At 36.9% G+C, this 25,640-nt stretch carries 19 protein-coding genes; 13 read left to right on the forward strand and 6 right to left on the reverse strand.

Annotated features, from left to right (window positions below; translation table 11 throughout):
- Window positions 1-23 precede the first annotated feature (23 nt).
- From B5D82_RS05195 to B5D82_RS05215, 5 genes are read left to right on the forward strand one after another with little or no spacing between them, the layout of a single operon-like run.
- Window positions 24-353, forward strand: coding sequence for a hypothetical protein (locus B5D82_RS05195; protein WP_081149736.1), 330 nt, complete (start codon window positions 24-26; stop codon window positions 351-353).
- Entirely contained in the window at window positions 350-1,720 is a 1,371-nt protein-coding gene (locus B5D82_RS05200; RefSeq protein ID WP_081149738.1) for an ATP-binding protein, read from the forward strand. The genes B5D82_RS05195 and B5D82_RS05200 overlap by 4 nt, the downstream gene beginning before the upstream one ends.
- Entirely contained in the window at window positions 1,713-4,577 is a 2,865-nt protein-coding gene (locus tag B5D82_RS05205; protein ID WP_081149740.1) for a Z1 domain-containing protein, read from the forward strand. The genes B5D82_RS05200 and B5D82_RS05205 overlap by 8 nt, the downstream gene beginning before the upstream one ends.
- On the forward strand, window positions 4,564-5,547 hold the full coding sequence (locus tag B5D82_RS05210; RefSeq protein WP_172820622.1) for a PD-(D/E)XK motif protein: 984 nt from the start codon (window positions 4,564-4,566) through the stop codon (window positions 5,545-5,547). The genes B5D82_RS05205 and B5D82_RS05210 overlap by 14 nt, the downstream gene beginning before the upstream one ends.
- On the forward strand, window positions 5,540-7,657 hold the full coding sequence (locus B5D82_RS05215; RefSeq protein ID WP_081149743.1) for an AIPR family protein: 2,118 nt from the start codon (window positions 5,540-5,542) through the stop codon (window positions 7,655-7,657). The genes B5D82_RS05210 and B5D82_RS05215 overlap by 8 nt, the downstream gene beginning before the upstream one ends.
- A 49-nt stretch (window positions 7,658-7,706) precedes the next feature.
- Here B5D82_RS05215 and B5D82_RS05220 read toward each other — a convergent pair whose 3' ends face one another.
- Complete coding sequence (locus tag B5D82_RS05220; protein WP_081149745.1) at window positions 7,707-9,269, reverse strand: DNA cytosine methyltransferase; 1,563 nt, start codon at window positions 9,267-9,269, stop codon at window positions 7,707-7,709.
- A gap of 379 nt (window positions 9,270-9,648) precedes the next feature.
- Here B5D82_RS05220 and B5D82_RS05225 point away from each other — a divergent pair, with 379 nt between their 5' ends.
- The 8 genes from B5D82_RS05225 to B5D82_RS05260 all read left to right on the forward strand — a co-directional run bounded on the left by B5D82_RS05225 (window position 9,649) and on the right by B5D82_RS05260 (window position 16,830).
- A complete protein-coding gene (locus B5D82_RS05225; RefSeq protein ID WP_081149747.1) occupies window positions 9,649-10,500 on the forward strand; it encodes a phosphate/phosphite/phosphonate ABC transporter substrate-binding protein in 852 nt (283 codons plus the stop codon).
- Window positions 10,501-10,632: 132 nt separating this feature from the next.
- On the forward strand, window positions 10,633-11,610 hold the full coding sequence (gene pip / locus B5D82_RS05230) for a prolyl aminopeptidase (RefSeq protein WP_081149749.1): 978 nt from the start codon (window positions 10,633-10,635) through the stop codon (window positions 11,608-11,610).
- Window positions 11,611-11,863: 253 nt separating this feature from the next.
- Window positions 11,864-11,935, forward strand: a complete 72-nt coding sequence (pqqA, locus tag B5D82_RS05235) for a pyrroloquinoline quinone precursor peptide PqqA (RefSeq protein WP_081154332.1) — start codon at window positions 11,864-11,866, stop codon at window positions 11,933-11,935.
- Between the two features lie 117 nt (window positions 11,936-12,052).
- A complete protein-coding gene (gene pqqB / locus B5D82_RS05240; protein ID WP_081149750.1) occupies window positions 12,053-12,970 on the forward strand; it encodes a pyrroloquinoline quinone biosynthesis protein PqqB in 918 nt (305 codons plus the stop codon).
- A 24-nt stretch (window positions 12,971-12,994) separates the two neighbouring features.
- On the forward strand, window positions 12,995-13,762 hold the full coding sequence (gene pqqC / locus B5D82_RS05245) for a pyrroloquinoline-quinone synthase PqqC (RefSeq protein ID WP_081149752.1): 768 nt from the start codon (window positions 12,995-12,997) through the stop codon (window positions 13,760-13,762).
- On the forward strand, window positions 13,759-14,037 hold the full coding sequence (gene pqqD, locus B5D82_RS05250) for a pyrroloquinoline quinone biosynthesis peptide chaperone PqqD (RefSeq protein WP_081149754.1): 279 nt from the start codon (window positions 13,759-13,761) through the stop codon (window positions 14,035-14,037). Before pqqC ends, pqqD begins: the two co-directional genes overlap by 4 nt.
- Window positions 14,030-15,223, forward strand: coding sequence for a pyrroloquinoline quinone biosynthesis protein PqqE (gene pqqE, locus B5D82_RS05255; protein ID WP_081149756.1), 1,194 nt, complete (start codon window positions 14,030-14,032; stop codon window positions 15,221-15,223). The genes pqqD and pqqE overlap by 8 nt, the downstream gene beginning before the upstream one ends.
- Before the next feature lie 23 nt (window positions 15,224-15,246).
- Window positions 15,247-16,830, forward strand: a complete 1,584-nt coding sequence (locus tag B5D82_RS05260; RefSeq protein WP_081149757.1) for an insulinase family protein — start codon at window positions 15,247-15,249, stop codon at window positions 16,828-16,830.
- Between the two features lie 142 nt (window positions 16,831-16,972).
- Here the strand turns inward: B5D82_RS05260 and B5D82_RS05265 are convergent, their stop codons facing one another.
- From B5D82_RS05265 to exaC, 5 genes are all read right to left on the reverse strand, one after another.
- Complete coding sequence (locus B5D82_RS05265) at window positions 16,973-17,863, reverse strand: dienelactone hydrolase family protein (RefSeq protein WP_081149759.1); 891 nt, start codon at window positions 17,861-17,863, stop codon at window positions 16,973-16,975.
- Window positions 17,864-18,099: 236 nt separating this feature from the next.
- A complete protein-coding gene (locus tag B5D82_RS05270) occupies window positions 18,100-20,664 on the reverse strand; it encodes a hybrid sensor histidine kinase/response regulator (RefSeq protein ID WP_081149761.1) in 2,565 nt (854 codons plus the stop codon).
- On the reverse strand, window positions 20,657-21,805 hold the full coding sequence (gene nosP / locus B5D82_RS05275) for a nitric oxide-sensing protein NosP (protein ID WP_081149763.1): 1,149 nt from the start codon (window positions 21,803-21,805) through the stop codon (window positions 20,657-20,659). The genes B5D82_RS05270 and nosP overlap by 8 nt, the downstream gene beginning before the upstream one ends.
- Window positions 21,806-21,844: 39 nt before the next feature.
- On the reverse strand, window positions 21,845-23,926 hold the full coding sequence (locus tag B5D82_RS05280; protein WP_245807611.1) for a 4Fe-4S binding protein: 2,082 nt from the start codon (window positions 23,924-23,926) through the stop codon (window positions 21,845-21,847).
- Between the two features lie 159 nt (window positions 23,927-24,085).
- Window positions 24,086-25,606 (reverse strand): acetaldehyde dehydrogenase ExaC, encoded by a 1,521-nt coding sequence (gene exaC / locus B5D82_RS05285; protein WP_081149765.1) that lies wholly within the window; start codon window positions 25,604-25,606, stop codon window positions 24,086-24,088.
- Window positions 25,607-25,640 lie beyond the last annotated feature (34 nt).

A 25,640-nucleotide genomic window follows, 5' to 3' on the forward strand; every position in this document is an offset into this window, starting at 1 on the left:
AATATTTTATAGAAGGAATTTTTATGAAAACAGAAACTTTGGATGTAATTGTTAAAATAGCGGCTTGTGTATGCGGTAAAGACGGCATTATTTCTCAAATGGAAGAAGAGAGTATTTACAACACAATCACTTCGAAAAGCTCAAACTATACACTGGAATTTTTTAATAAGGCGATCGATGACTTTTTCGATGAAAACTTACAGCTTGAAGATTACTTAGAAAAGGTAAAAATTTTAGGTATACATGAGTTTGTAATTTATTTGTGTGAGGTTAGTGCTAGTGCCGACGGTTTGGATATTAAAGAAAATATAGCACTCAATAAAGTTAAACTTATTTTAGGTGATAAATTATGAGTCGCTTTACTGATGCATCCCCAGATCCAAAATCCCATATAAAAACATTAATGAGAATTGGTTATACCATGCCTTCAGCTGTGTCAGATATTTTGGATAATTCTATAACAGCCAATGCCAAAAATATTGAAATCCGGTCACTTCCTGGTTTAGAAGAACCCAATATTTCGATAGTTGATGATGGCGATGGGATGTCTCCTGACGAGCTTATTCATAATATGCGAATTGGCTGTAAGGACCCAAGTGACGAAAGATTAAGGGGGGATTTAGGGCGCTTTGGTTCAGGTTTAAAAACAGCCAGCTTTTCTCAAGCTAGAAGGTTGACAGTTATTTCTAAAAAAGTAGGCGGTCCGTTGTGTGCTGCCATTTGGGATATTGACCGTATTGAGAATGAAAATACTTGGTGTTTAGAGATACTTGAAGAAGATGAACTTAAATCGCATCCATTACTTTTACTTGATAGTCAATTGGGGCAGGGCACTCAAGTTATTTGGGAGAAACTGTCTTGCATTAATAAAACAAGTCATTCATTAGACAATGAAACAATTATGTCTGCTAATTTAAGTGATTTATCAGACTATATATCGCTGCACTTTCATAAGTTTATGGAAGGGCAGAATAAACGGCGCTTCTCAATAAATGGAAGGAAGCTAGAACCAATTGATCCCTTTATGTCTCGCTCTCAAGGCTATCAAGAAGGTCGCTCTGAAAAATTAAGATGTAAAGGAGGGTACATTGAAATTAATACGCACGTATTACCGCATTTTAATCGAATGGAATCAAAGCCACTTGAGCGATTAGGTGGTGCTAACGGCATAGTACAAAATCAAGGTTTGTATATATATCGAGAAGGGAGATTGATAAATGCTGGAGGGTGGTTAGGTTTAGCAAAAACAAGTCAACTAGGTGCTTTAGCTAGAGTAGAGGTAAACGTACCTTCATCACTAGATCAGGATTGGTCTACAGATGTTAAAAAGGCAAGCTTACAGCTACCGCCAAGAATTAAAAAAGAACTTCGTAAGTTTTTATCAGATCCAATTAAAAGATCTAAACGTGTTTATAGGTACCGTGGTAAACAGGATGTAGCTAATAAGTATTGGAATATTCAAGAAAATGAAAATGATAAAACGATCAGTTACCAAATATCTGCTGAAAACGATCCATTACTTGAAATATTTAGTGAGCTAACTAAAGAGAAAAAAAACAAGTTAATTAAGTACCTAGGCCAGTTAGCTGAAAATTTACCTTTAAACCATATTTATCAAAAAATGTCTGAATCTCCGCGAGATATAGATCAAGAAAATACAACAGATGCTTTATTGGAAGCGTTAATGAATAGGGTTTTTGAGGAAGAAATAAATGAATAGTTCTTTTTTTAATAAATTAATATCACAAATAGCATCAAAACTAAAAATGATGGAAGAATTAGGTGTTTCAATTACCCCTAGTTTTATTGATGAAACTGTGAAAAAAGTAGTACAAGAGTTTAAACAGATACCTGACTTTCAATTTAGCGGAGAAGATTTCAAATTACTTAAATTTCAACTTGAGAGCATGTTTAACATAAAAATTGGTGAGCGAACTATCAAGATAGCTAACCCCGACTTACCTCTATGGTTCAATAATAAAAAATCTCAAATAGATTGGGCACATTGGAATGCATATAAAGAAATGCTTATATCTCAAGCTAGAGCTATAGATGTCATAAATGAAAATGAAAAAGTGATAGATTCAATTTTAGACTACTCTGGTGACCCTAAAACCCCAGGTACTTGGTCTAGAAAAGGGCTTGTTATGGGAAATGTTCAATCGGGTAAAACTCAAAATTATCTTGGATTAATTAATAAAGCTATCGATTGTGGATATAAAACCATAATTGTTTTAGGAGGTCACTTGAATGATCTACGTAAACAAACCCAAGAAAGAATAGATGAAGGCGTTCTAGGCAAAGAATCAAAACATTTAATTTTAGAAAATAAAGCTACGGCAGCACCAATAGGCGTTGGCATTTTTAATCCTAATAAAATCCATACTGGCACATCAACAATGGGAGATTTTAATAAACCATCTGCTGATAACTTTGGCTTTAAGCTCAATGGTTCTGATCCTGTTATTTTCACTATTAAAAAACATACAGGTGTTCTTGAAGGCTTATATAAATTCATTAAAGAAGAGCATTTTCTTAATCCTGAATCTGGTAAAAGACTAGATGGGCCTTTGTTACTAATAGATGATGAAGCTGATTATGCTTCAATAAATACAAAGCATCATAAGGAAGAAGTAACTAAAACTAATGACTGTATACGGAACTTATTAACTCTATTCAATAGAAATACTTATGTTGGTTATACAGCTACGCCTTTTGCTAATATTTTCATAGACCCCGATAGTAATTCTTATACGGATGAAGATGACCTATTCCCGCGTGACTTTATGATAAAAATCCCAGTCCCTGATAATTATATGGGCCAGGATTTCTTTTTTGGGGATGGGACTCCACAAGAATTAGAAAGTGAAGAGGTAACTAATGAAAAAGACATAATAACACCTGTAATACTTATAAGTGACCACCAGCCAATTTTTGAATTAAAAAAAATACAAAGCGTCCCTTTATTACCTGAAAGCTTAAAAGAAGCTATACGAGCTTTCATTATTGTAGTTGCTATAAGATGTATTAGAGGTGAAAACGCTGCACATAATACGATGCTAGTAAATGTTTCTCATTTAAAAGATCATCAAAACCAATTAGAATTTTTTATCGAGGAATACCATAAAGAAATTAATCAAGCAATTATAGCTTATTCTGGTCTTGATATTGTAGCCGCAAGGTCGAGTAATAGGTTAGCTGAACTTGAATCAACGTTTAACAAAATTTTCAATGTTAAAGAAAACTATGAAAATGTATTTAATCGACTATTAGAGGCTTCTGGTAAAATTGAAACATGGGCTATAAACCAAAGTAACAAAAAATCCGATAATAAAGATTTAGATTATTCTAAGCATAAAGAATATGGGCTTTCAGTAATAGTCATTGGGGGGCACAAGCTTTCTAGAGGGTTAACCTTAGAAGGTTTGTCAATTTCGTATTTTGCAAGAAATTCAAAGGCATATGATACATTAATGCAGATGTGTCGTTGGTTTGGTTATCGTCCTACTTACAAAGATCTATGTAAAGTTTATCTCCCTGAAGAATCTTATGATTGGTATTCATTTATTTCTTCATCGATAAAAGAAATTTATCAAGAATTAGATTTGATGAGTAAAAGAGGTGATAGGCCAAGTGAGTTTGGTTTAAAAGTTAGAGAACACCCCGGCGCTATGATAATCACAGCCAAAAATAAAATAGGGGCAGGTACGTCAGAAGTAATAAGACAAGATCTTTGGGGGCAAATTCAAAGACGTTTTAAGTTTAAGGAAAATAAGGATGTTAATATTAAGAACCTTGCTTACGCAGGGGCATTTATTCAAGCATTGACCGACGGCGGGAAAAAAGACAATACACTTTCAAATAAATATAAAGGAGGCCCTGTTGTTTTTTCTGATGTGAGTTATGAAGATATAATAGCTTTCGTTCAGAATATTGATTTACCTGAAGATGATATCGGAAATCGCGCTGTAATTTCGCACTTGAAAAGTATGAAAAACAAAGGACTAAAAACACCGAAGGTTGCCTTATTTAATCAGAGTAAAAGCCGTAATCCAAAGTGGGTTGATTTACTTGAAAGTAACGATGAGAAGTTCATAAATACGCCATACCCATTCGTTGGGGAAGATATCATATTACCAAAGCGAGCTATGAATTTTAAAGATGGAAATTATTATATCCCAAGTGTACAACTTGGTAATCCAGATGATGAGAAGATATTTTTAGAGAACCCTGAATTAGTTTCAAACTCAATGGATACTAAACCTGTAAATTTTGATTACCTTTGCGCGGAAGAAAGAGACTTTCCAGGTTTAATTATTTATTTATTTGCTGTCGCTCATGTCACACCATTTCCTTATAACAAAAAGCATAACCCTAACCCTAAGATTAAATTAGCTCATGGTAACAAAGCTACTTTGGGTTTTTCTTTATCGTTTCCTCGTATTGATAAATTGAAAGGGCTGACGAGTAAAGAAATCATCGAATTAAATAAAACAACAAAGCATGAATATAAAGTTAATAAGATTCAAAGTAAATTAAGAGAAATTGCAGATTATGATGACTATGACGAAGAGTAATTATCAGAAGCTTTTTAATGATGATCCTTGGGAATCATTAGTTAATGCTTGTTATCCTAGCGGTAGGCGTTTGTATTTGAATGATGAACGCTTTTGGGTTTCAATTGATGGCCTTGGGAAAGTAATGTTTTTTGTTCATGAAGTAGGTGAATTCAATATAATGGCTTTGGAAGGCTTAGCTGCTTTAGACATACAAGTAGATAATGACTTTATTGGAGCGACAAGACTCTGTTGTACTTTAACTGATTTGAATCTTGAATTAAGAACCAAGTTTTCTATAGTTGCAAAAGACATTGCTTACAATTGTAGTCAATTTTCAGGTCATGAATTACTAGATAGAGTACAAGCAAGAATTAAGTCTTGGGCTAATTTTTTAAAGCCTCAAAGAACTGGTTTATCTGAAGCTGAATATATTGGTTTATGGGGGGAATTATTTACTCTTTCAGAGGTTATTTTACCATATCATTCGCCTTTTGAATCAATACGTTTTTGGGTAGGACCCGAAGGTAAAAAACAAGATTTCACTTTAAACAAAATTGCCGTTGAGGTTAAAACTAGTTTCTCAAGTGAAGCTAGAAAAATAACAATTAGTTCATTAGAGCAACTAGATATAATAACTGAAAATTTGTACTTACTGCATATTGTAGCGAACCCCTCTGACTCAAAGTTTGGGTATTCACTAAAAGATTTATACGATAATTGTCTATCTATGATTAGCCAAGATCTTTCAACAGAAATTCTTTTTATACAAAAAGTTTTTGATCTATATGGCAAGGCAAGTGAAAAACAACTTAACAGCAAAAATACTTTAATTTCACAAACGCTTTATCAGATTAGCGACTCTTTTCCATGCTTAAGAAACTCGGATGTACCAAGTTCTATTGCTGGTTTACGTTATGACTTGTTAGTTTCTGCGATTAAAGGATATGAAAGTAAAAAATCAATTGAAGAGGTAATTAAGAATGGATGACCTTTTAGCATATAAAAATGAACTTTATAGTATTTCTAACATTGACGCAGACAAGAATGAGATTTTCCCTGAAGAAAGCTTTTTTGAACATGTAAGCGAACTTTTATCCGAAGCTGGTATTTTAGATGATGTTCAGTATTGTCCGTATCGCAATACCCATAAAGGTATGAAATTAGATGGCTATAGCTGGAATGCACTTGAGAAAACTATTTGTGGAATTGTTGTTAACTTTACAAATGAACCAGATTTTATTGATACCCTTACTAATACCAAAATTAAAGACATAAGCAAAAGGGTTACCAAATTTTTTGAAGGGAGTGTCGATCAAAACTTTATAAAAAACCTTGAAGTTACTGACCCTGGAAGAATGGCGGCAGATGAAATCAGTCATTATCTTGATGATGCTATAAAAATCAGAGTTGTTATATTCACAGATCAGCAATTAAGCACACGAGTAAAGAAACTAACCATCGGTGAAATATTAGAGAAAGATACTTCTATCGAAATCTGGGATATCGAAAGATTAAAAGATTTAACTCAGTCAGATGGTGATTCAGAAGAGTTTACTGTAGATATTAAAGAGTTAGGAGGTGAGCTCAAAGTTTTACCTGCTAATGATTTAGAGAATGGCGTAAGTACGTATTTAGGTATTATGCCAGCCACATTACTTAGTGATATATATGATGAATTTGGTCAACGTCTTCTAGAAAGCAATGTGAGAACTTTTTTAGATTTTAGAGCTGGGACTAATAAAGGAATGCGTAAATCGCTATTAACTGAACCAGAACGTTTCTTTGCTTATAATAATGGCTTAACGGTTACTGCGACAGCAATTAAAACAGAGTTGTTAAATGGTCAAACGTTAGTTACTGAACTGGAAAACATGCAAATTGTGAATGGTGGTCAAACAACAGCTTCAATATATTTTTCACCTCGTGATAAGGGTAAATTAAAAGGAGAAGATAGAGAGTATTCCTATAGTGAAATTGACTTAACTAAAGTGTTTGTTCAGATGAAACTAACAGTTGTTGGAGAAAAAGAAACTGCTGATATTTTAAAAAGTAATATTGCCACTTTTGCTAACTCTCAAAATTCAATTCAGCAATCTGATTTAGTTTCTAATCATCCATTCCATACAAATATTGAAACTCGTTCTAGGAAGCAATTAATGCCACCAGGCGAAACTGGCTTCCCTACTAAATGGTTTTATGAAAGAGCAAGAGGGCAATATTCAACACAATTAAGAGCAATGAGCACAAGTAGACAAAACAAATTCATTGCGGAATATCCCAAAAATCAGGTTTTTACAAAAACTGATATGGCCAAGTATGAAAATACTTGGAGAATGAAGCCACATGAAGTTAAAAAGGGGGCCCAAGCTAATTTAAAATTACTAGGGCAATCGATTCTTAAAGAATTTGAAAAAAATGAAGATGAGTTTGGAGCCGTATTTTTTAATGACCTAGTCGCTAAAATGATTTTATTTAGGGCTGCTGATTATGCTATACCCCGCTCTGATTGGTATAAAGCTGAAAAGGGATTAAAAGCTGAAGTAGTAACATATACATTAGGGCTGTTAAGGTTCTCCTTAAAAAAACACGGGAAAGATATTAATTTAGAGCGTATATATAAGAAGCAATCAGTTTCTGACAGCTTTCTTGATTACATCGTACAGTTAGGTAAATTTGTTCGTAATAAAATAACAGACCCTTCATTTCGAGGTGGTATAGCTAATCCCTCAGAATTTTGTAAATCTGAAAAAGGTTGGCTTAAATTTCAAGAATTAGATATTGATATAAGTACTATTGATCCTAAAGACTTGTTAAATAACAAGCAGCAACTTGAAGTTAAAGTTAAGAAAAAAGAATTAAAACAGACCTCAAAAACAATAAGTGATTTAGAGTATGTTATGAGTATTTCAGCTAAAGAATGGACTTTATTATCTGAATTTTATTCTGAAACGTATCCGCCATTTCATTTGAATGTAGAAATGCCATTAAAATATGTAAATTTAATTAATTATGGGAAAGTACCGACAGATAAGCAATTAAAGTTGGCGGTCAAAATCAGGGAAGGTGCGTATGCTCAAGATTTTGATTTTGCAGGGTGATTTCAAACTTTATTAATATAAAGGAGAGCATACTAAGCTCTCCTTTACTTTAGCTTAGTATATTTGAAACGACCTTAGCTATTTTATTTGCTAGTAATGGTGGTACTGCATTTCCAACTTGTACATATTGTTCTGTGCGATTACCAACAAAAAAATAATTGTCTGGGAATGTTTGAATTCTTGCCGCTTCTCTTACTGTCATGCTTCTACATTGCAGGTAGTCTGGATGAATGTAGGAATGACCATCTTTAGATATATGACAGGTAATAGTGGTAGCAGGCAGATCCCAAGGTTGGACTCTAAACCTGTCGGCGAATTTTCCGCTGTCAAAGTTTTTATGTTTTGGATATAGATATTTTGGATAATCTTTCGATTTTGGGCTGCGAGGGGTCCAATTCAATCGTTTGCTTACGGTACCCCAAACACTACAAAATAAATAGCGTTGTAAGTCAGCAGTTAGGTGGCCTCTAGTCTCATGGTTAGTGATATATTGGCCTAGTTTTTTATCATAAAACCAGTCACTTAATTCTTTGCTTTTGATACTTGATGTGCGCTTTAAAGAAAATACTTGTCCTTGTTTTTCAGTAGGGGCTTTAATAGATTTATATATCAATTCTATTTCATCTGCTATTTCAGGTAGTTTGTTCTCCTTTAATGACTTTATGGTTTTCTTTACATCCTTTTGAATATTATATACCCAATTGTTATCTGTGTTTTCTAGTTTAGATAGTCCACTTCTCAATGCTGGCAAATCAGCTAGAACTTCTTCTATTGAAGTTTGAGTACTAACTTTTTCAAGGCAAACATCTTTGATATTTGGATATATATCTTGCCTTATACCTAATAAAATAACCCTGTGCCTTCTTTGAGGTATACCGTGATTTTCGCTATAAACAATATAATCTTTCGGTTGAACATCCTTCTTGTTAGATTCAGGTACAGTTAAAGATAAAATCTTATAGTTATGTCTTATACGGTTTTTTTGAGGTTTTGTTTTTACTGATTTACAAGGGTTATGTAAATCAGTAAAAATAGTATCATAAATGGATTTGCCATTTATTTTAGTTGAAAGCATACCCTTAACATTTTCCATCACAAAAACAGTCGGTTGGAACTGTGCGATGATTTTTAAATACTCTTTATAAAGAAAGTTTCTAGGATCGGCAGTTGGGTCGTAATCTTTCTTATTTTTCTTGCCTGCATTTGAATATGCTTGGCAAGGCGGACCACCTATTAAAATACATTCATCTTCACCGATAACTTCTAATATTTTTTTATTTATCAGATCATTATCTTTACCAAGCTCTAAATTTTGAGCTTCGAGTTCCGCTGCGGCTACTTGAGCCATATATTTTGGTATTTTATAAAGTTGTTCTTCGGGGGTTTTCCCTAATTTCCCTTTTAAAAAATCGTAATACTCTTCTGGGACACTTCCTTTAAACTGGCGAAAAAAAGCTCTTAATTTAAGTGTACGATGAGCACTTTTTTCTTTTTCAATTGAAATAGCTATTTTGAAAGGGGAGTTACCATCATCATCTTTTAATGCTGCAAAGCCTTCTCCGAGGCCACCGGGGCCTGAAAATAAGTCGATTATTTTAATTGGTTTATTCATTAATTACATGGGATAGTTTTTTATGTGGGTATGATACCAGGTTATGAAAATATAAAAACCTCGTTTTCAATTTTACCTATCAAATAATTTACTTTTGCATTCAAAGTAAGAATAGATAATAACCGAACTAGTCATTCTCTAAAATACGACAAACAACCAAATAACAGATATAAACACTACAACAAAATAGAATGATATAAGTCAGTGATATTTAATTGTATCAAAATGTTTTACAATCGCTAAAGCCTAGATTAGTTCATGGAAGATAACAGCAGTGTTTAGCTTTTAAATTTGCAAGTACATATGAATTTAAAACTGAATTTAACACTTATGATTTCAGTCCAAGCCATTAAAATTTATAATAAAAATTAGGTAACTAATGAAAGCATTAATTCAATTCTTAGCGATAGCTTACATCACCTGCTTTTTGGGTTCCTTGAACGCGTATGCAGCTGAAACTAATCAAGTAAAACAAGCTAAGACTTTAGTTTTTGGTGTGGTTCCTCAGCAGTCTTCTTCTAAATTGGCCCGCAAGTGGCTACCTGTACTTAAATTTATTAGTCAAGAATCGGGTGTCGAACTTCAGTTTGCTACTGCCCCAGATATTCCTACTTTTGAAAAACGCTTAGCTCAAGGTCAGTATGATATTGCTTACATGAACCCTTATCATTACGTGGTACTCAGTAATGAAGTCGGCTTTAAAGCCTTGGTGCATGAACAAGACAAGAAAATTGAAGGTATTATTGTTGCCACTAAAAACAGTAAAATAAATAAACTTGACGATTTATCATCGCAAACTATCGCTTTTCCGGCTCCTGCATCTTTTGCTGCCACACTTATTCCTAAGGCAAACCTCGTTCAACGGGATATTAGTTTTAACAGTGAATATGTTGATTCTCATGACAACGTTTATCGCAATATTGCTGCCGGCCGTTTTGTCGCAGGAGGTGGCATTAAGGCCACTTTTAATGCTTTACCTGATTATTTTAGGGAGCAATTAAAAATTATCTGGACATCGCAAGGCTATACACCACATGCTATTGCTACGCATCCGCGAGTGAATGACGATATTCGTGAAAAATTGCTTAATGGCTTTTTAGCGGTTAAAAAGTCTGCTAAAGGTGAAAAGTTACTTAATGCCTTACAAATGAAGGGGTTTATCGCGGCGAACGACAAAGCTTGGGATGATGTTCGTAATTTAAATATTCAGCTTGTGCTTGGGCAAAATTAAAAGCGTTAATTTTTCTCGGGTTTTTGCTCGGTTATTTACTCGCTTATTTGCTTGGGTATTTACTCGGTAATTTACTCGGTTATTTACTCGGAAGTAGAACAAACATAAGTTGTGAATTGTAGGATTAGACAAATGTTATCACTTTACCCTGATATTGAGCCATTTCATCATGATTACCTCACCGTAGGTAATGACGCATTATCAGTAGAAGACACAGCACAAACACACCAACTTTATATTGAACAATGTGGTAATCCAGCCGGTATACCTGTGGTGTTTTTACATGGTGGCCCAGGCTCAGGTTGCAGGCCTTCGCATCGATGTTTTTTTGATCCTGAGCTTTATCACATTATATTGTTTGATCAGCGTGGTTGTGGCCGTTCTCGTCCTCAGGGGGCGTTAGTTAATAATACTACCGCGCACTTGGTGCAAGACATCGAAGCCATTCGTCGCCATTTATCTATCGACAAGTGGTTGGTTTTTGGCGGCTCTTGGGGCAGTACATTAGCGTTATGTTATGCACAACAATTTTCCGAAAGGGTAACGGGTTTAATTTTACGCGGAATATTTTTGGCTCGCCAACAAGATATAGACTGGTTTTATCGCGAGCAGGGCGCGGCTAAAATTTTTCCCGAGGCTTGGCAACACTTAGTTGAGCAGCTTCCTATTTCGGCACAAGCTCAGCCTTTATCGGCAATATATCAACAACTTTCTAGCGATGAAAAGCAAATATCAAACGCTATGCTGCTTAAAATACAGCACTGGGAAACCAATCTAATTCATTGGAAAAACCTAGTCAGTACTGACGATATTACCCTAAAAGAAGATGACAAAGCTGCAGCTATTATTCAGTTGTATTATTCAATGCATCAATGCTTTATTGAAAATACCCCGTTACTTGAACATATAAATACGATTCGCCATATACCAACAACGATCATTCATGGACGTCAAGACATGGTGTGTCCCGTTGAGCAAGCATGGTTGTTATCGCAAAGCTGGCCAGAAGCACAATTGTTCATTATTGAAATGGCAGGGCATGTCGCCAATGAGCCTAAAATGATTGATGCGCTTGTAAATGCCACTAATGAATTTGCAAAAGGTCAGTAAATACGGGCTAACTTATCTTGTTTATGATGCTGCTATTCGGGTTGAATCTCTTAGCTAAGCCATTAAAAGCAGCATTTTTAACATACATGGTTCGAGCCCTTTTTTTATATCTTTTTTATTATATTTGCCTTTATCCATACATGCGCTTAGGCTTTTCCATCTAAAGTATGATTTTTTATTAAATGGAAATTAAATACAGTAACAAGGTAAGCAATGTTGTAGTTAAATTTTATTAACCAAAGAGGAATAAATTATGTGGATTAAGCCTAATTTTGAAGAAATGCGTTTAGGATTTGAAGTTACTCTTTACATCAGTAATCGCTAATTTTTTAAGTCATTAAGAATAAATTACTTCAGTTATTTTCAATTGACAAAAAACTGAAGTAATTAATTATCTCTCGCTAGATTCTCTTTTCCCACTTGTTTTTATTTCGAGGCACACATGAAAATTTTAGTGCTAGGCTCAGCTGCAGGTGGCGGATTCCCTCAATGGAATTGTCACTGTGCTAATTGTAAAGGTTTACGCGAAGGTACAATTAAAGCAACCCCGCGTACACAATCGTCAATAGCGGTTAGCCCCAATGGCAAAGACTGGGTTTTAATTAACGCCTCGCCTGATATCCGTCAACAAATTAACCAATCTCCACAACTTTGGCCTGAACAGGGCAGTCGTGGCACTAATATTCGTGCCGCAATTTTAACTGACAGCCAAATAGATCACACCACGGGGCTGTTAACCTTGCGTGAAGGGCTGCCACTGGAAGTTTATTGCAGTGATGTAGTTTATGAAGATTTATCAACGGTTTTTCCACTGTTTAACTTGTTAGAACATTGGCATGGTGGACTTAATTTTAATCCTATAGATACAACCAATAGGCCGCCTTTTAGTGTTAAGGGTGTTGAAAGCATCGTATTTGAACCGGTTATTATTGAGTCAAATGCGCCGCCATATTCACGCTATCGCGACAAAGTAGTCGACGGTAATAACATTGGCTTAAAAATTATTGATAAAAGCACGGGCAAATACTTATTCTATTTACCCGGTATTGTTGAAAGTAATGCTGAAGTTGAAGCCATATTGGCAGAAGCCAGTTGTGTACTTATTGACGGTACATTATGGCTAGACGATGAAATGATTGCGCTAGGTGTGGGTAAAAAACTAGGCTCAGAAATGGGCCATATGCCGGTAAATGGTGAGTTTGGCACCGTTGCCTTGTTGAATAAATTCCCGATAGATCGAAAAATTCTTATTCACATTAACAACACTAACCCCATTTTGAATGAAGAATCTGAACAGCATAAGTTTGTTTTAGACAATGGCGTTGAAATTGCCACCGACGGCATGGAAATAACCATTTAACCTCACTTGATAGGATCCATTTTTATGCAAGATTGGACCAAAGCACAGTTTGAAGAAAAACTAAAAGATAAAGGCCAGCTTTACCATATTCATCATCCTTTCCATATCGCCATGCATAAAGGCGAGTGTAGTAAAGCCGAAATAAGAGGCTGGGTCGCTAATCGTTTTTATTATCAAGCTAATATTTCTATTAAAGACGCCGCCATTATGGCCAATTGCCGAGATATAGAAACTAGGCGTTTATGGATACAGCGTATTCTTGATCATGACGGCAGCGTGGGCGACAAAACCTTAGGCGGCATTGAAGCTTGGTTACGTTTAGGTGAAGCGGTTGGGTTAAATCGACAAGACTTATTAGATGAAAAATTTGTGCTGCCAGGGGTGCGTTTTGCCGTTGACGCTTATGTAAACTTTGCCCGTAGAGCAAACTGGCAACAAGCGGCTTGTTCGTCGTTAACTGAAATGTTTGCGCCTGAAATACATCAAAGCCGACTTGACTCTTGGCCCACCAATTACCCGTGGGTAAAGCCTGAAGGATTAAGTTATTTTCAAATGCGTTTATCGCAAGCTCGTCGGGACGTAAATCATGGTTTGCAAATAACATTAGACCATTTTACTAGCCGCGAAGCACAAGAAGAAGCCTTGAATATTCTACAATTTAAGCTAGATATTCTTTGGAGCATGTTAGATTCAATTTCATTAGCTTATCAACAAGGCAAGGCTCCGTATCAAGCTATACTGGGTGAAGATGCCGTATTAAATCCTATTTACCATAAAGGAATTTTTAAGTGAGTACATTAGCCGAAAACAAAATACCCTCACTTAATGCTATGTTTAGATTTCAGTGGGAAAAAGCACAAAACTGTTTTGTACTTTTGTTTCCTGAGGGCATGGTTAAGCTTAACGAGGGCGCTGGCGAAATTATGCAGCTAATTGACGGCAGCAAAAGCGTTAAAGAAATTACCGACACGCTGCAGGAAAAATTTCCTGATGCCGGAGACTTATCGGCTGATGTAAATGAATTTATAAGCACCGCTATTGAAAAGAAGTGGCTCTATTATGAGTAATCAAACCGCGATTGAGCAAACATCAAGCGAAACATCAGCTGTGAGCATAAGCACGGTTGGGCCACCACTGTGGTTACTTGCCGAGTTAACTTACGACTGCCCATTGCATTGTCCTTATTGTTCAAACCCAACACAGTTAACAGAAACCAAAGACGAGCTAAGTACCGAGCAATGGTGTCAGGTATTTACAGAGGCCCGAGATATGGGCGCGGTGCAACTGGGTTTTTCTGGTGGCGAGCCGCTATTACGAAAAGACTTAGAAGTACTGGTAAAACACTCTAGAGATTTAGGTTTTTATACTAACTTAATTACCTCGGGAATTGGCTTAACGGAAAAACGCATTGCTAAGTTAAAAGTGGCGGGGTTAGATCATATTCAAATAAGTTTTCAGGGCGCTGACCCTGAAGTTAACGATGCTATTGCTGGAAAAGGTAACGCTTACAAGCAAAAATTTAAAATGGCTAAATCAGTTAAAGCGCAAGGTTATCCTATGGTGCTTAACTTTGTCATTTCTAAACAAAACATCAGCCAAATTGCTGAAGTTATGCGCTTAAGTTGTGAATTAGAGGCTGATTATGTTGAATTGGCCACCGCGCAATATTACGGTTGGGCATATCAAAATCGTGATCATTTACTTCCTACTCAAGCAGAGTTAGTTGAAGCTGAACGTATTGTTAACGAATTTAGAGATAAGCAACAGGGCAAAGGGCCACACTTTATCTTTGTCACGCCTGACTACTTTGAAACCCGACCAAAAGCCTGCATGAATGGCTGGGGCACTACTTTTTTAACGGTTACGCCCGATGGCTCAGCGTTGCCTTGTCATAGCGCAAAAATGTTACCACTGACTTTCCCTAATGTTAAAGACAAGTCGATTGCTGATATATGGCAACAAGATTTTTCATTTGAATACTTTCGCGGCGACGATTGGATGCCACAACCTTGTAAAGGTTGTGACGAGAAGGAAAAAGACTTCGGCGGATGTCGTTGTCAGGCGTTTATGATGACAGGCGACATGCACAAAACCGATCCGGTTTGCAGCAAATCTGAAGATCATCATTTAATTCAGCAGGCTATAGCAGAGGCAACTAAACCCTCTAAAGCTATTGTTGACCGCATTAACCAAAGTACGGCAATGAAACATGCTAAAAATGCAGAGTTAAACATTGTAACGGTTAAAGTATAAGCTTGGCTGCTTCATTGTCGTCCATGAAAGCAGCCATGTATCGCCATGAAAATGGACTAAAGCATGTCAATATTATTAATAATGACGGCTTTAGCGCGCTGTTTGTGGTGAACACACCAATATTTGATAATAGCGGTGTTGCACATGGCGTCGAACATGGCGTTTTTCGTAGCAGCATTGCTTTTCCTCAGTCTGAAACGTTATTTCAGCTTACCTCACTCACTGACGCAAAAATTAATGCTTCAACCTTTGCTGATAGTACTTATTTTCATTGCCAAAGCCAGTGCGAAAATACCTTCAATTTAGCCATAGAGTATTTATTAAATGGCTTGTTTTCGCCGATATTCGATAAAGAATATTTAAGCTGTGAAGTTTATGATGGCCAAGGTAAGGGTATAGGTACAGGTAAAGCTAAAGGTGTTATTTATCGAGAACTTATTGGTATAGAACAAGCGAATAAAGCCAGCACTAACAGTGATGAAAGCGAGAACAGTAAGAACAGAGAGAAAAGTGAGAAAGGTAGTGAGTTTAGCTATGGGGGGATCAGCAGCACCATTGGTGAACTAACCCTTAACGATTTAAGCGCTTTTCATCAACGCTTCTATCAAGCAAGAAATATGATCTTAGTCACCGCTAATGCCGATATTGAAAAAATATCAGAATTAATTTCTCTCCTACCTTTGCAAATACAACAAGAGCAAGCCTTAAAAGTTGAGCAAAAATCTGAGATAAATGAAGCTGCTAACAATGATGATATTGCTCAACATCAAGCAAAGTATTCTCCAGCAATTAACACGCTTATAAATACTTATTATTTAAGTTTGCAAACGTCTAAGCAACATAGCATAGATAACTACACAGAAATTAAATATACAAGCAAAGCATTAGAAACTATGGCTAAGGCGCAACCTAAAGCAGATAACGCAGGGTTAATCGCGCCTTTAGTATCTTTAACAGATAAATACCTTGAAGCAGCTAATAACGAGCGAAAAATTGATATTAGCGATAAAGCAAAAGCTAAAACAGCAAGTCAGACACTATTGCCTAAATTATTTAACACGCTCTGCCTAGAAGCTAAAGAACAGTTTTTGCTAAATGACATATCAGGAAAAAACTTAAATAGAAATGAGTTATGTAAAGACGAGTTAAGAAAAAGAGAATTAAGAAGTAGAGAGTTGTGTCAAAGTAAGCACGAAGTTAAGACGCTTGAAACCGTTAGCGTTTGTAATCAACATAACGCCTTATGGTTAACAAAAGTTAGCAAAGTTGAACAAGCCATTGCCAATATCACCAGTTATATTGTTAGTGCTTACCCCGCGTTTTTAGCGCGTCGCTGCCAAGGTTTTTGCTACGCAACTCAAGCATTAACGATTGAAAATTCGACTTATTTCGCAATTTATAGCGCTTTCGATATTGCCCCAGATAAACAATTAAACACCATTCCACCGTGTTTGTTGGCCTTAAGCGAAGATAATCACTTTATTAGTGCGAGCCTAGCGCTTGCTAAAGCAAAATACTGCCGAGTTCATCAAGTAGATGGCCGTAATATTAAGGATATAAGCCAAGAAGATATTTCTGGCTACTTGCAAAAAGTGGTCGGAAATTAGAGGGTTAAATAAAGTTAATTAAAGCTAAATAGCTTAGTGATTAGTGATTAGTGATTAGTGATTAGTGATTAGGATTAGTGAATAGTGCTTAGTGAGTTGACTAATACTGGCTACTATCAGTCAACTCCGTGCGAATGTATGTTTAAACTAACTTTTCTGCAAAAAATGCTAAGGTACGATCCCATGCAAGGTCTGCATTTTCTTTATCATAACGTCCTGTAGAGTCGTTATGAAAACCATGATTAGCATTTTTATACATGTGCATTTTGTAAGAGACTCCAGCTTGTTTTAAGTCGCTTTCATACTCTGGCCAAGATTTATTCACTCGTTCATCAAGCTCACCTAGTTGCACAAGTAACGATGCTTTAATATTTTTCCTAAGCTCTTTTGATGCTGGCGTGCCATAAAACGGTACGCCAGCGATAATAAGATCAGACTCAATAGCAGCTAAGTAATTAACCATGTAGCCGCCAAAACAAAAGCCAACAGCCCCGAGTTTACCGTTACTGTTTGGGTGCTGTTTAATAAATTTTGCAGCCGCTACAAAGTCATGTTGAATTTTAGTGTGCTCCATTGTTTTTTGCATGGCTCTGCCTTCATCGTCATTACCTGGGTAGCCACCTAGTGGAAACAGGGCATCGGGTGCAAAGGCAAGATAACCCGCTTTAGCCAACCGGCGCGCTACATCTTTTACGTAAGGATTTAGGCCTCTATTTTCATGAATAACGAGCACTACGGGTAGGGTGCCTGTTTTATTGGTTGGCGTAACTAAATAGCCTGCGCCTTTGCCGTAACCATGTGGAGAATCAAAAGATTCATAAGTGGCTTTTATATCTGCATCATTAAAAGAGACTTGTTCAGCTAAGGCATAATTAGGTAAAAGTGCAGATGTCAGCATTGTCATTGAATAACCTACAGCAACTAAGGTACCGAGTTTTTTCATAAATGTTCTACGATCCATGCCACCGTGTGCATAAGAGTCGTACCAGTCAAACGCTTCTTGCGGGATATCACTGTTTAGTTTTTTTGACATTTTAATCTCACTTATGAATGGGGCAATTTTGAAACACGATAAATGCTTTTACCTAGCTATAAAGTAGAATAATTTGTAGCGCTTCACAACTTAAAAAATCAATATTTAGACCACGTTTAAAGGGAAGCAGCAATTTCGCTAGTAAATTAAATAGCCAATAATTTTAACAGGCAATAACTTAATATTTGGTTATTTAAACAGGCTATTGCTTCATACGTTATTACTTCAATAAGTTATTACTTCAACAAGTACAGCATCGAGGTTTTCAATTTCATCGGCTTAACGGGTTTGTTCAGCAATAGAACATCGTTATTTTTAGCCTCATTTTTTAGCTCTTTACTGTAATTGGCAGTGATCATAATGACAGGCAAAGGGTTGTCTCGCACATTGTTAATGTCGTTAGCCACATCTAAACCGTTTACACCGTCGTCTAGGTGGTAATCAACAATTAATATATCAGCATGCTCTGCCTCTACATCAACCTGTTGTTGTAAATGCGTAAGGCTTGTTGCTGTGGTGACAATAAAATCCCAACCACCTAATAATTCTGCCATGCCTTCGCATACGCTGACATCGTTATCGATAATCCAAATTTTACGTTTAGCTAAAGCCATGTTATCTAGTATGAAATTTTGTGAGTCAACGGTTAAAGGTAAGTCACTCAGTTTGCCTAAAGGTACTTTTACCGAGAACACAGAGCCTTTACCTAAGGTAGAGTTAACCATAATAGGTTGCTTTAATACTTTAGAAATTTTATCAACAATGGCTAAGCCTAAACCTAGGCCATTACGAAATGCTGATTGAGAAGATTTAAGTCTTTTAAACTCTTTGAATATTTCTTGCAGTTGGTCTTGGGCAATGCCCATACCGTTGTCCCACACTTCAATTGAAACATGGTTACCTTGGCGCCTACAACCAAGTAAAACTTTACCATTTCCAGCATATCTAAAGGCATTAGAGAGAAAGTTTCGCAGTATACGCGCTAACAATACGCTGTCAGAATTAACGACTAAATCGCTACTGACATAGCGTAATTCAACTTTAAATTGTCCGCTGGTTTGTTGGTATTCACTTGCGAGGTTGTTCAGTAGCTCTGATAATTTAAATGAGCTTTTATCGGCTTTTACCACACCAGCATCGAGCTTAGAAATATCGACCAGAGTACAAATTAAGTTTTCTAAATCGTCTAATGAATTCGATACCGAACCTAACAGCTTTTTGGTGTTAGTTTCTAAGGTTTTTTCCATTAATGAACTAGTAAATAACTGTGCGGCATTTAATGGCTGTAATAAGTCGTGACTAACAGCGGCCAAAAATTTGGTTTTTGTACTGTTGGCAAATTCTGCTTCGCTTTTCGCTTTGTGTAAGTTAATTTGCGCCTGACTTCGTTCGTCTACTTCAACAATCAGCTTGTCGTTTAAGCTTTGTAATTGCTCGGTTCTTTCTTGTACGCGAATTTCAAGCTGGTCATGCGCTTTTTGCAGGGCTAGGGCATCTTTTCTACGCGCAGTAATATCACGAATGAGTACGAAAAAACCGAGCACATGGCCATTAACATCACGATTAGGCACATAAGATTTTAATAAGTAACTGACATCACCTTTTTTGTTGGTTTCTTCCATTGAAAAACTAACACTTTCGCCTTTTAAAGCTCGGTCTACATAAGACTTTAATTCGGTGAAGTTTGTATGAACCCGACTTTGCTCTAACTCTAAACCGTTAAGGCCACCTTGGGGTAAGCCATACCAGTCAACATACACTTGATTGGTAAATTGATACTTAAGATCTTTACCTATGTAGGCGATCATGGCGGGTACGTTATCAGTGATCAGTCGTAACCAACTCTCACTTTTTCTTAATGATTCAGCATAACGATGACGTTCGGTAATATCGCTGTAGGTTTTAATTATTTTGCCGTTGTTTAGGCGGTGATCTCGTATTTCTAATACGGTGCCGTTCATCAGCGTTTGCGTGTAATAATAATTATCGGTACTTGATTTAGGTGCTAGGTCGAGTTCCGTTAAATTTTGTACGTTGGTGGTGTTGGGCATAGAACGCAGAAGATTAGGCGATAATTGACTGATTTGAGCGAAGCGCATGTTCCATACTTCGATTTTGTTTTGGCTGCTGATCAAAACCACCCCTTGTGAGAGGTTATCAATTAAGTTTTGCAGTAACAGTGATTTTTGCGCCATGCCGCGCTCGTATCGAGCACTTTCTGCATTTTTTATGGCGGTAATATCGGTGTAAAGCATTACCCAACCGCCTTCACTGGTGCGATGCTCGTTTAATTGAAACCAGCGGTCGTCTGACAGTTGATAAACCGGACTAGCAAAGTTATCACCGGGTGCTGCACGGCGAATAATGCCGCGTGTTTTTGCTAACTCTTTTAAGTCATTCAGGTTAGCACCTTCAACAATGGGTAAACCTGAGTCGCTCCAAAAACTCGCAAAATTACTGTTCTGTAAAATAATGCGGCCATCGCTATCAAGTAAAACAAACGCTTCTGTTATGCTTTCTATTGCATCAATAAAGCGCTGTTTGAATAGGTTAGCGGTATCATTTGCTTTTTTTAATGCGCGATTACTGGACTCAAGTTTGGCCAGTGTTTCATTTAACGTTTGGGTTTTTTCTCTTACTTGCTCGGCTAAATGCACGGAATGCTCAAAGGCGGTGTAGGGCGCGTATTGATTCTCACCACTGTCTTCAACACGTTGCATTAGCGCATTGTTAATCTTTTTTAATTTAGCATTTTGATGCTTTAATTGTGCAATCTCTTCTTGTAAAGCTTGTTCACTCATCTATGCCTCCAGCGATATAAACGCCGGTAAATGTTTGATTTAAATGAATACCATTAGTGTGCTCGCCATAAGTATTGAAACCGGCAATATTGTATTTAGTATTTAATTGTCTTACTTTTGACTCTAAGCCTTTTTGTTCAATTTCAAGCCTTCTTAAAAAACAATCACAGGTTAGCACCAGTTCAGGCTCACCGTAGCGTTGTGATATTTCACCTAGCTTTTCAATCACGGGTGAAAATATATCGCCCATTTCTACCGCGGTAAGCACAATACCTACGTCTACAGCGCAATAAAATGTCAGGCTTAAATCGGCTTCATTTACTTTTTGAATTGACCTAATGTAGTAATCGCCGCCTACTTTTACCGCCAACGGATTAAGTGAAAATACTTCCGGGCTTAAATCTTTTAATTCCATGTTTAATAATTTTGCATATTCGAGTGCTGCTGGCTCAGCGTTTAGCTCGTATACCGTTCGAGTAGCGGGATTTGCATCGGTTACCACTAACTTTTCGGTTGGGCGTTTTATATGATGACAAGTAAAAACTTCAAACGGCAATATGGTATTAACCATAATAACAATGGCGGCGTTTTGATGAAATTTCCCACAATAATAAACGTGGGTTTTGGTTAACGATATGTCGTCTCCGGCAGAACCACCAAAATGAGGAATAGCTCTAGCGGCTGAATTGAGGGTAACCAAAAACTGCTCTTCGCTTGAAGAAAGTCCGTCGAGTAAGGTCAGTAAAAAACTGTTGTTTTTAATCACCGTTAACTCTTTCGACTGACATTGTTCTATCAAGCCATTGATAGTCGACTGAGCATTGACCGTGTCGAATTTTTCCATTGACTCGATAAGCGTGGCACAAATAGCGAAATATTGACTAGAGAAACCTATAGCAACAATAGAATGCTGCTCGTAACCGTGATTTGTAACTTCGCCTGCCGTGGTGCAACCGACTATGTCGATGCCTTTGAAAGTGCTTTCCATAGTTTGTGCAAGAGTGTCTAACGCATAAGTTGATGAGCAATAAAAGAGCACAAAACTGATGTTTTCTTTGTGAAGTTGCTGATAAAGCTCTTGGCTTGCAATGAAAGGGTCAGTGGCTTTACTGACTGCTGTTATCGTTTTAATTTCATTCATAACATGGGCTCTTAATTGCGTATCTAACTATCATATAGTTTACTGGTTACAGTTCAATATTTTTATCTGTGAAGGCTTTGTTTTATTTGCATATTTGTTAACAACACACAGTTTTGGACTTTCGATAGTGACTACACATTCTAAACATTGAATACATTCAGCATAGTCAATATCGCCCGTGGGTTTTATTGCGTCTATACCACATTTTTTGTTGCGACAAAGTTGACATGGCGAACCACATTCTTCACGACGCCTTATCCATTTAAAAATTGGGTATCGGCCAATAATAGCGAGTCCAGCACCTAGTGGGCATAAATAACGACAGTAAAATTTATGAATTTTAAGACTGAGTACAAGCAGTAAAACCGCGTATAAAACAAATGGCCAATAACGGACAAAGTTGAGTGTTATGCTAGTTTTAAAGGGTTCAACTTCGGCGAGTTGCTCGGCAAGTGTTAGCGAATAAAATGAGCAAGCAACCAAAAGTATAAGCAGCACATACTTTATTTTTTGCGCCGCTGTATGATATTTTGGCTTAATTTTAATTTGCTTAATTTTTAGTTTAGCGGCGATTAAGGCAACCACTTCTTGCATAGCGCCAAAAGGACATAACCAGCCACAAAATAAACCTCTACCCCATAAAAATAGCGTAATAAAGACAAATACCCATAAAATAAATATTACCGGATCAAGTAAGAATACCTCAATGTTAAAGCCCTGTTTGAGTGACAATAATAAGGTGTAAATATTAACCACGGATAACTGGCCCTGCGAATAAAACCCAATAAAACCGATCACGAATATCAAAGATAAAAAGCGCACTTGGTGGGTAAGCTTTGCATTTTTTGCCAGTGCTTCTTGTTTAATAAATATTATGATTAACGCAATGAGATACATGCTCAAAACTATAATTTCTACGCTGCGTTGTATCCAAAGTTTGAGCCATAGCGGTTGAGCTTTCTCAGGCTTAACTAAAGGCGTTTGGTCGAGAAATAAAACTTCTGGCAATATACTATCAAAGCTAAAGTTGTATTGATTTTTAGATAAAAATGATTGGTTGTAATTAACGGCCAATGACAGCGAAAGGGTTTTATTCAGTTCGAAACCTGACTGCGACTTTATTCGAAATACTTTTATTTCATTATAATCAGGTATTTCAAGTGCAAACCTTGGATTGAAATAGCTATAAAAATCAACATCGCGTATATCAACCGGTAGCGAAGCTTGGGCTGCGCTTAAGCGACTAGGTACGGTTTGTGGAATGAAGTCTTCGCTAACAAAAGCATAGTTACCGCGATTGAATACCATTAAGGCATGCTCACCAGGGATTAAATTCTCTAGTAAGCGTTGATATTCTGTTTCACCTAATAAATTTTTACCAATGATAGGGATATTAACGAAACCAAAGTACAAATTGATAAAGTTATTGGTATCTTCGCTAGCGATGTTTATTGCCTTTGCTAATGCTGCTGATGAACTTTCGGTAATCGCGAGTGCTTCATCACGAGTTAGCTGCCAGTGCTGAATGTATTTTTGTTCAACGAGTTGGTCAAAATCAAGTTTTTGAAAATAATCGGGATTAATCACGAAATTTGATGGTGCAACGAAACCCGATAATTTTTCTCGTGCTACTTTAAGGGCTGAAGCGATAATGGTGTCGTTAACCACTAATACGGAAATAGTGGCGCGGGTAATACCGTCGAAATACGTAGCATCTTGTGCAGATTTATCGCGGGCATTAATAATAAAGCGTTCTTTAACTGAATGGTTTTGATACTGATTAACAAAATTGAATAATGGCGGTTCGCCTAAGCCGTGCAAAAATATCGGTTCATGATGATTTAATATTTTTAGCCCAGTAATAACGCCTTGGGTATCAATACCAATAAGAATATTGATGGTTTGCCCTGAAAAACCAATGAAATTTGTAAAGTCGTCTGATTCAAAAACATAACCGAGTAAATCACCCAGTTGATATACAGGTGTTACGGCAATTTTTTTGTCTACAGGGCCAATGCGCGTGGCGCTGGGGAAAATTTCTGCGATATTATCTGAGATTGATGTGGTGTTTTGAGCCTCAACAGGGGAGAAGGCAAAAGAATAAAAAGAGGGTGCCAGCATAAAAACAAGAATGAAAATCATCCTTGTCATTAGGAAGTTGAGTATTTTTAAATGCATGCTAACCCCCCCATAAATCGTTACAAACTGATTAGTATTCTCAGAATAAAAAGGTGTCTATCTACTTAAAGAAAGACACCCTTATACACATTGAGGGTAAGGTTAAAAGAAACCTAAAGGACTGGTACTATAGCTCACTAATAAGTTTTTAGTTTGCTGATAATGGTCAAGCATCATTTTATGGTTTTCACGACCAATACCTGATTTTTTATAGCCACCAAATGCCGCATGAGCAGGATATAAATGGTAACAGTTAGTCCATACGCGACCCGCTTGAATGCCTCGACCCATACGGTGTGCAAGGTTAGCGTCACGTGTCCATAAACCAGCACCTAAACCATAAACAGAGTCGTTGGCTATTGCTAGCGCTTCCGCTTCGTCTTTGAAGGTAGTTACTGCGACAACGGGTCCAAAAATTTCTTCTTGGAAGATGCGCATTTTGTTATGACCTTTCAAAATGGTGGGTTGAATGTAATAACCAGTTTCGAGTGAATCACCTAAACTCTCTTTATTACCACCGGTTAATAGTTCAGCGCCTTCATCTTTACCAATAGTTAAATAACTCATGATCTTCTCAAATTGTTCTTGAGACGCTTGAGCACCGACCATGGTTTCTGTATCGAGTGGGTTACCGCGAATAATTTTGTTGGCTTTTTCGATAACTTTTTCCATAAATTCATCGAAAATATCTTCTTGAATTAAGGCACGAGATGGACAAGTACAAACCTCACCTTGGTTGAAGAAACCTAAAACAAAACCTTCAGCACATTTATCTAAGTAGTCATCTTCAAACTGTGTAATGTCATTAAAGAATATGTTTGGTGATTTACCACCAAGTTCAACCGTTGAAGGTATAAGGTTTTCGGCTGCACATTTAAGAATATGTCCACCAATAGCAGTAGAACCGGTAAAGGCAATTTTACCAATACGTGTACTTGTTGCTAGGGCTTCACCCGCTTCTTTACCAAAACCATTGACGATGTTTAACACGCCCGGTGGAAGTAAATCGCCAATAATTTCCATTAATACTAAAATACTAACAGGTGTTTGTTCTGCTGGTTTTAATATTACACAGTTACCCGCAGCTAGTGCTGGAGCAAGTTTCCATGCCGCCATTAATATTGGGAAGTTCCACGGTATAATTTGACCTACAACACCAATTGGCTCATGAAAATGATACGCAACTGTGTCGTTGTCTATTTGTGAAAGTGACCCTTCTTGCGAGCGAATACAGCCGGCAAAGTAGCGAAAATGATCAGCACAAAGTGGAATATCAGCTGCAAGCGTTTCGCGAACTGGCTTACCGTTGTCCCATGTTTCAGCGACCGCAATTTTTTCAAGGTTTTCTTCAATACGATCAGCAATTTTTAGTAAGATTCTTGAGCGGTCTTGAACTGATGTTTTGCCCCATGCTTCTTTAGCTCCATGAGCTGCATCAAGCGCTAATTCAATGTCTTCGCTGCTTGAACGAGGAATTTCACAAATGACTTCACCAGTAACGGGTGTGGTATTGGTAAAATAATTTCCCTTAACAGGAGCTACCCATTGACCATTGATAAAGTTTTCATATTTAGGTTTAAAAGAAACGACAGAACCTTCACTGCCTGGGTATGCATAGATCATATATCACCTCGTATCGAGCCCAACCAGAGTAAAC

Origin of the sequence: Cognaticolwellia beringensis, assembly GCF_002076895.1 — a bacterium.
GTDB classification, from domain to species: domain Bacteria; phylum Pseudomonadota; class Gammaproteobacteria; order Enterobacterales; family Alteromonadaceae; genus Cognaticolwellia; species Cognaticolwellia beringensis.

Coding starts and splice junctions, on each gene's coding strand:
- B5D82_RS05195 (WP_081149736.1), top strand. CDS start 24: ATGAAAACAGAAACTTTGGATGTAATTGTTAAAATAGCGGCTTGTGTA.
- B5D82_RS05200 (WP_081149738.1), top strand. CDS start 350: ATGAGTCGCTTTACTGATGCATCCCCAGATCCAAAATCCCATATAAAA.
- B5D82_RS05205 (WP_081149740.1), top strand. CDS start 1,713: ATGAATAGTTCTTTTTTTAATAAATTAATATCACAAATAGCATCAAAA.
- B5D82_RS05210 (WP_172820622.1), top strand. CDS start 4,564: ATGACGAAGAGTAATTATCAGAAGCTTTTTAATGATGATCCTTGGGAA.
- B5D82_RS05215 (WP_081149743.1), top strand. CDS start 5,540: ATGGATGACCTTTTAGCATATAAAAATGAACTTTATAGTATTTCTAAC.
- B5D82_RS05220 (WP_081149745.1), bottom strand. CDS start 9,269: ATGAATAAACCAATTAAAATAATCGACTTATTTTCAGGCCCCGGTGGC.
- B5D82_RS05225 (WP_081149747.1), top strand. CDS start 9,649: ATGAAAGCATTAATTCAATTCTTAGCGATAGCTTACATCACCTGCTTT.
- pip (WP_081149749.1), top strand. CDS start 10,633: ATGTTATCACTTTACCCTGATATTGAGCCATTTCATCATGATTACCTC.
- pqqB (WP_081149750.1), top strand. CDS start 12,053: ATGAAAATTTTAGTGCTAGGCTCAGCTGCAGGTGGCGGATTCCCTCAA.
- pqqC (WP_081149752.1), top strand. CDS start 12,995: ATGCAAGATTGGACCAAAGCACAGTTTGAAGAAAAACTAAAAGATAAA.
- pqqE (WP_081149756.1), top strand. CDS start 14,030: ATGAGTAATCAAACCGCGATTGAGCAAACATCAAGCGAAACATCAGCT.
- B5D82_RS05260 (WP_081149757.1), top strand. CDS start 15,247: ATGAAAGCAGCCATGTATCGCCATGAAAATGGACTAAAGCATGTCAAT.
- B5D82_RS05265 (WP_081149759.1), bottom strand. CDS start 17,863: ATGTCAAAAAAACTAAACAGTGATATCCCGCAAGAAGCGTTTGACTGG.
- B5D82_RS05270 (WP_081149761.1), bottom strand. CDS start 20,664: ATGAGTGAACAAGCTTTACAAGAAGAGATTGCACAATTAAAGCATCAA.
- nosP (WP_081149763.1), bottom strand. CDS start 21,805: ATGAATGAAATTAAAACGATAACAGCAGTCAGTAAAGCCACTGACCCT.
- B5D82_RS05280 (WP_245807611.1), bottom strand. CDS start 23,926: ATGCTGGCACCCTCTTTTTATTCTTTTGCCTTCTCCCCTGTTGAGGCT.
- exaC (WP_081149765.1), bottom strand. CDS start 25,606: ATGATCTATGCATACCCAGGCAGTGAAGGTTCTGTCGTTTCTTTTAAA.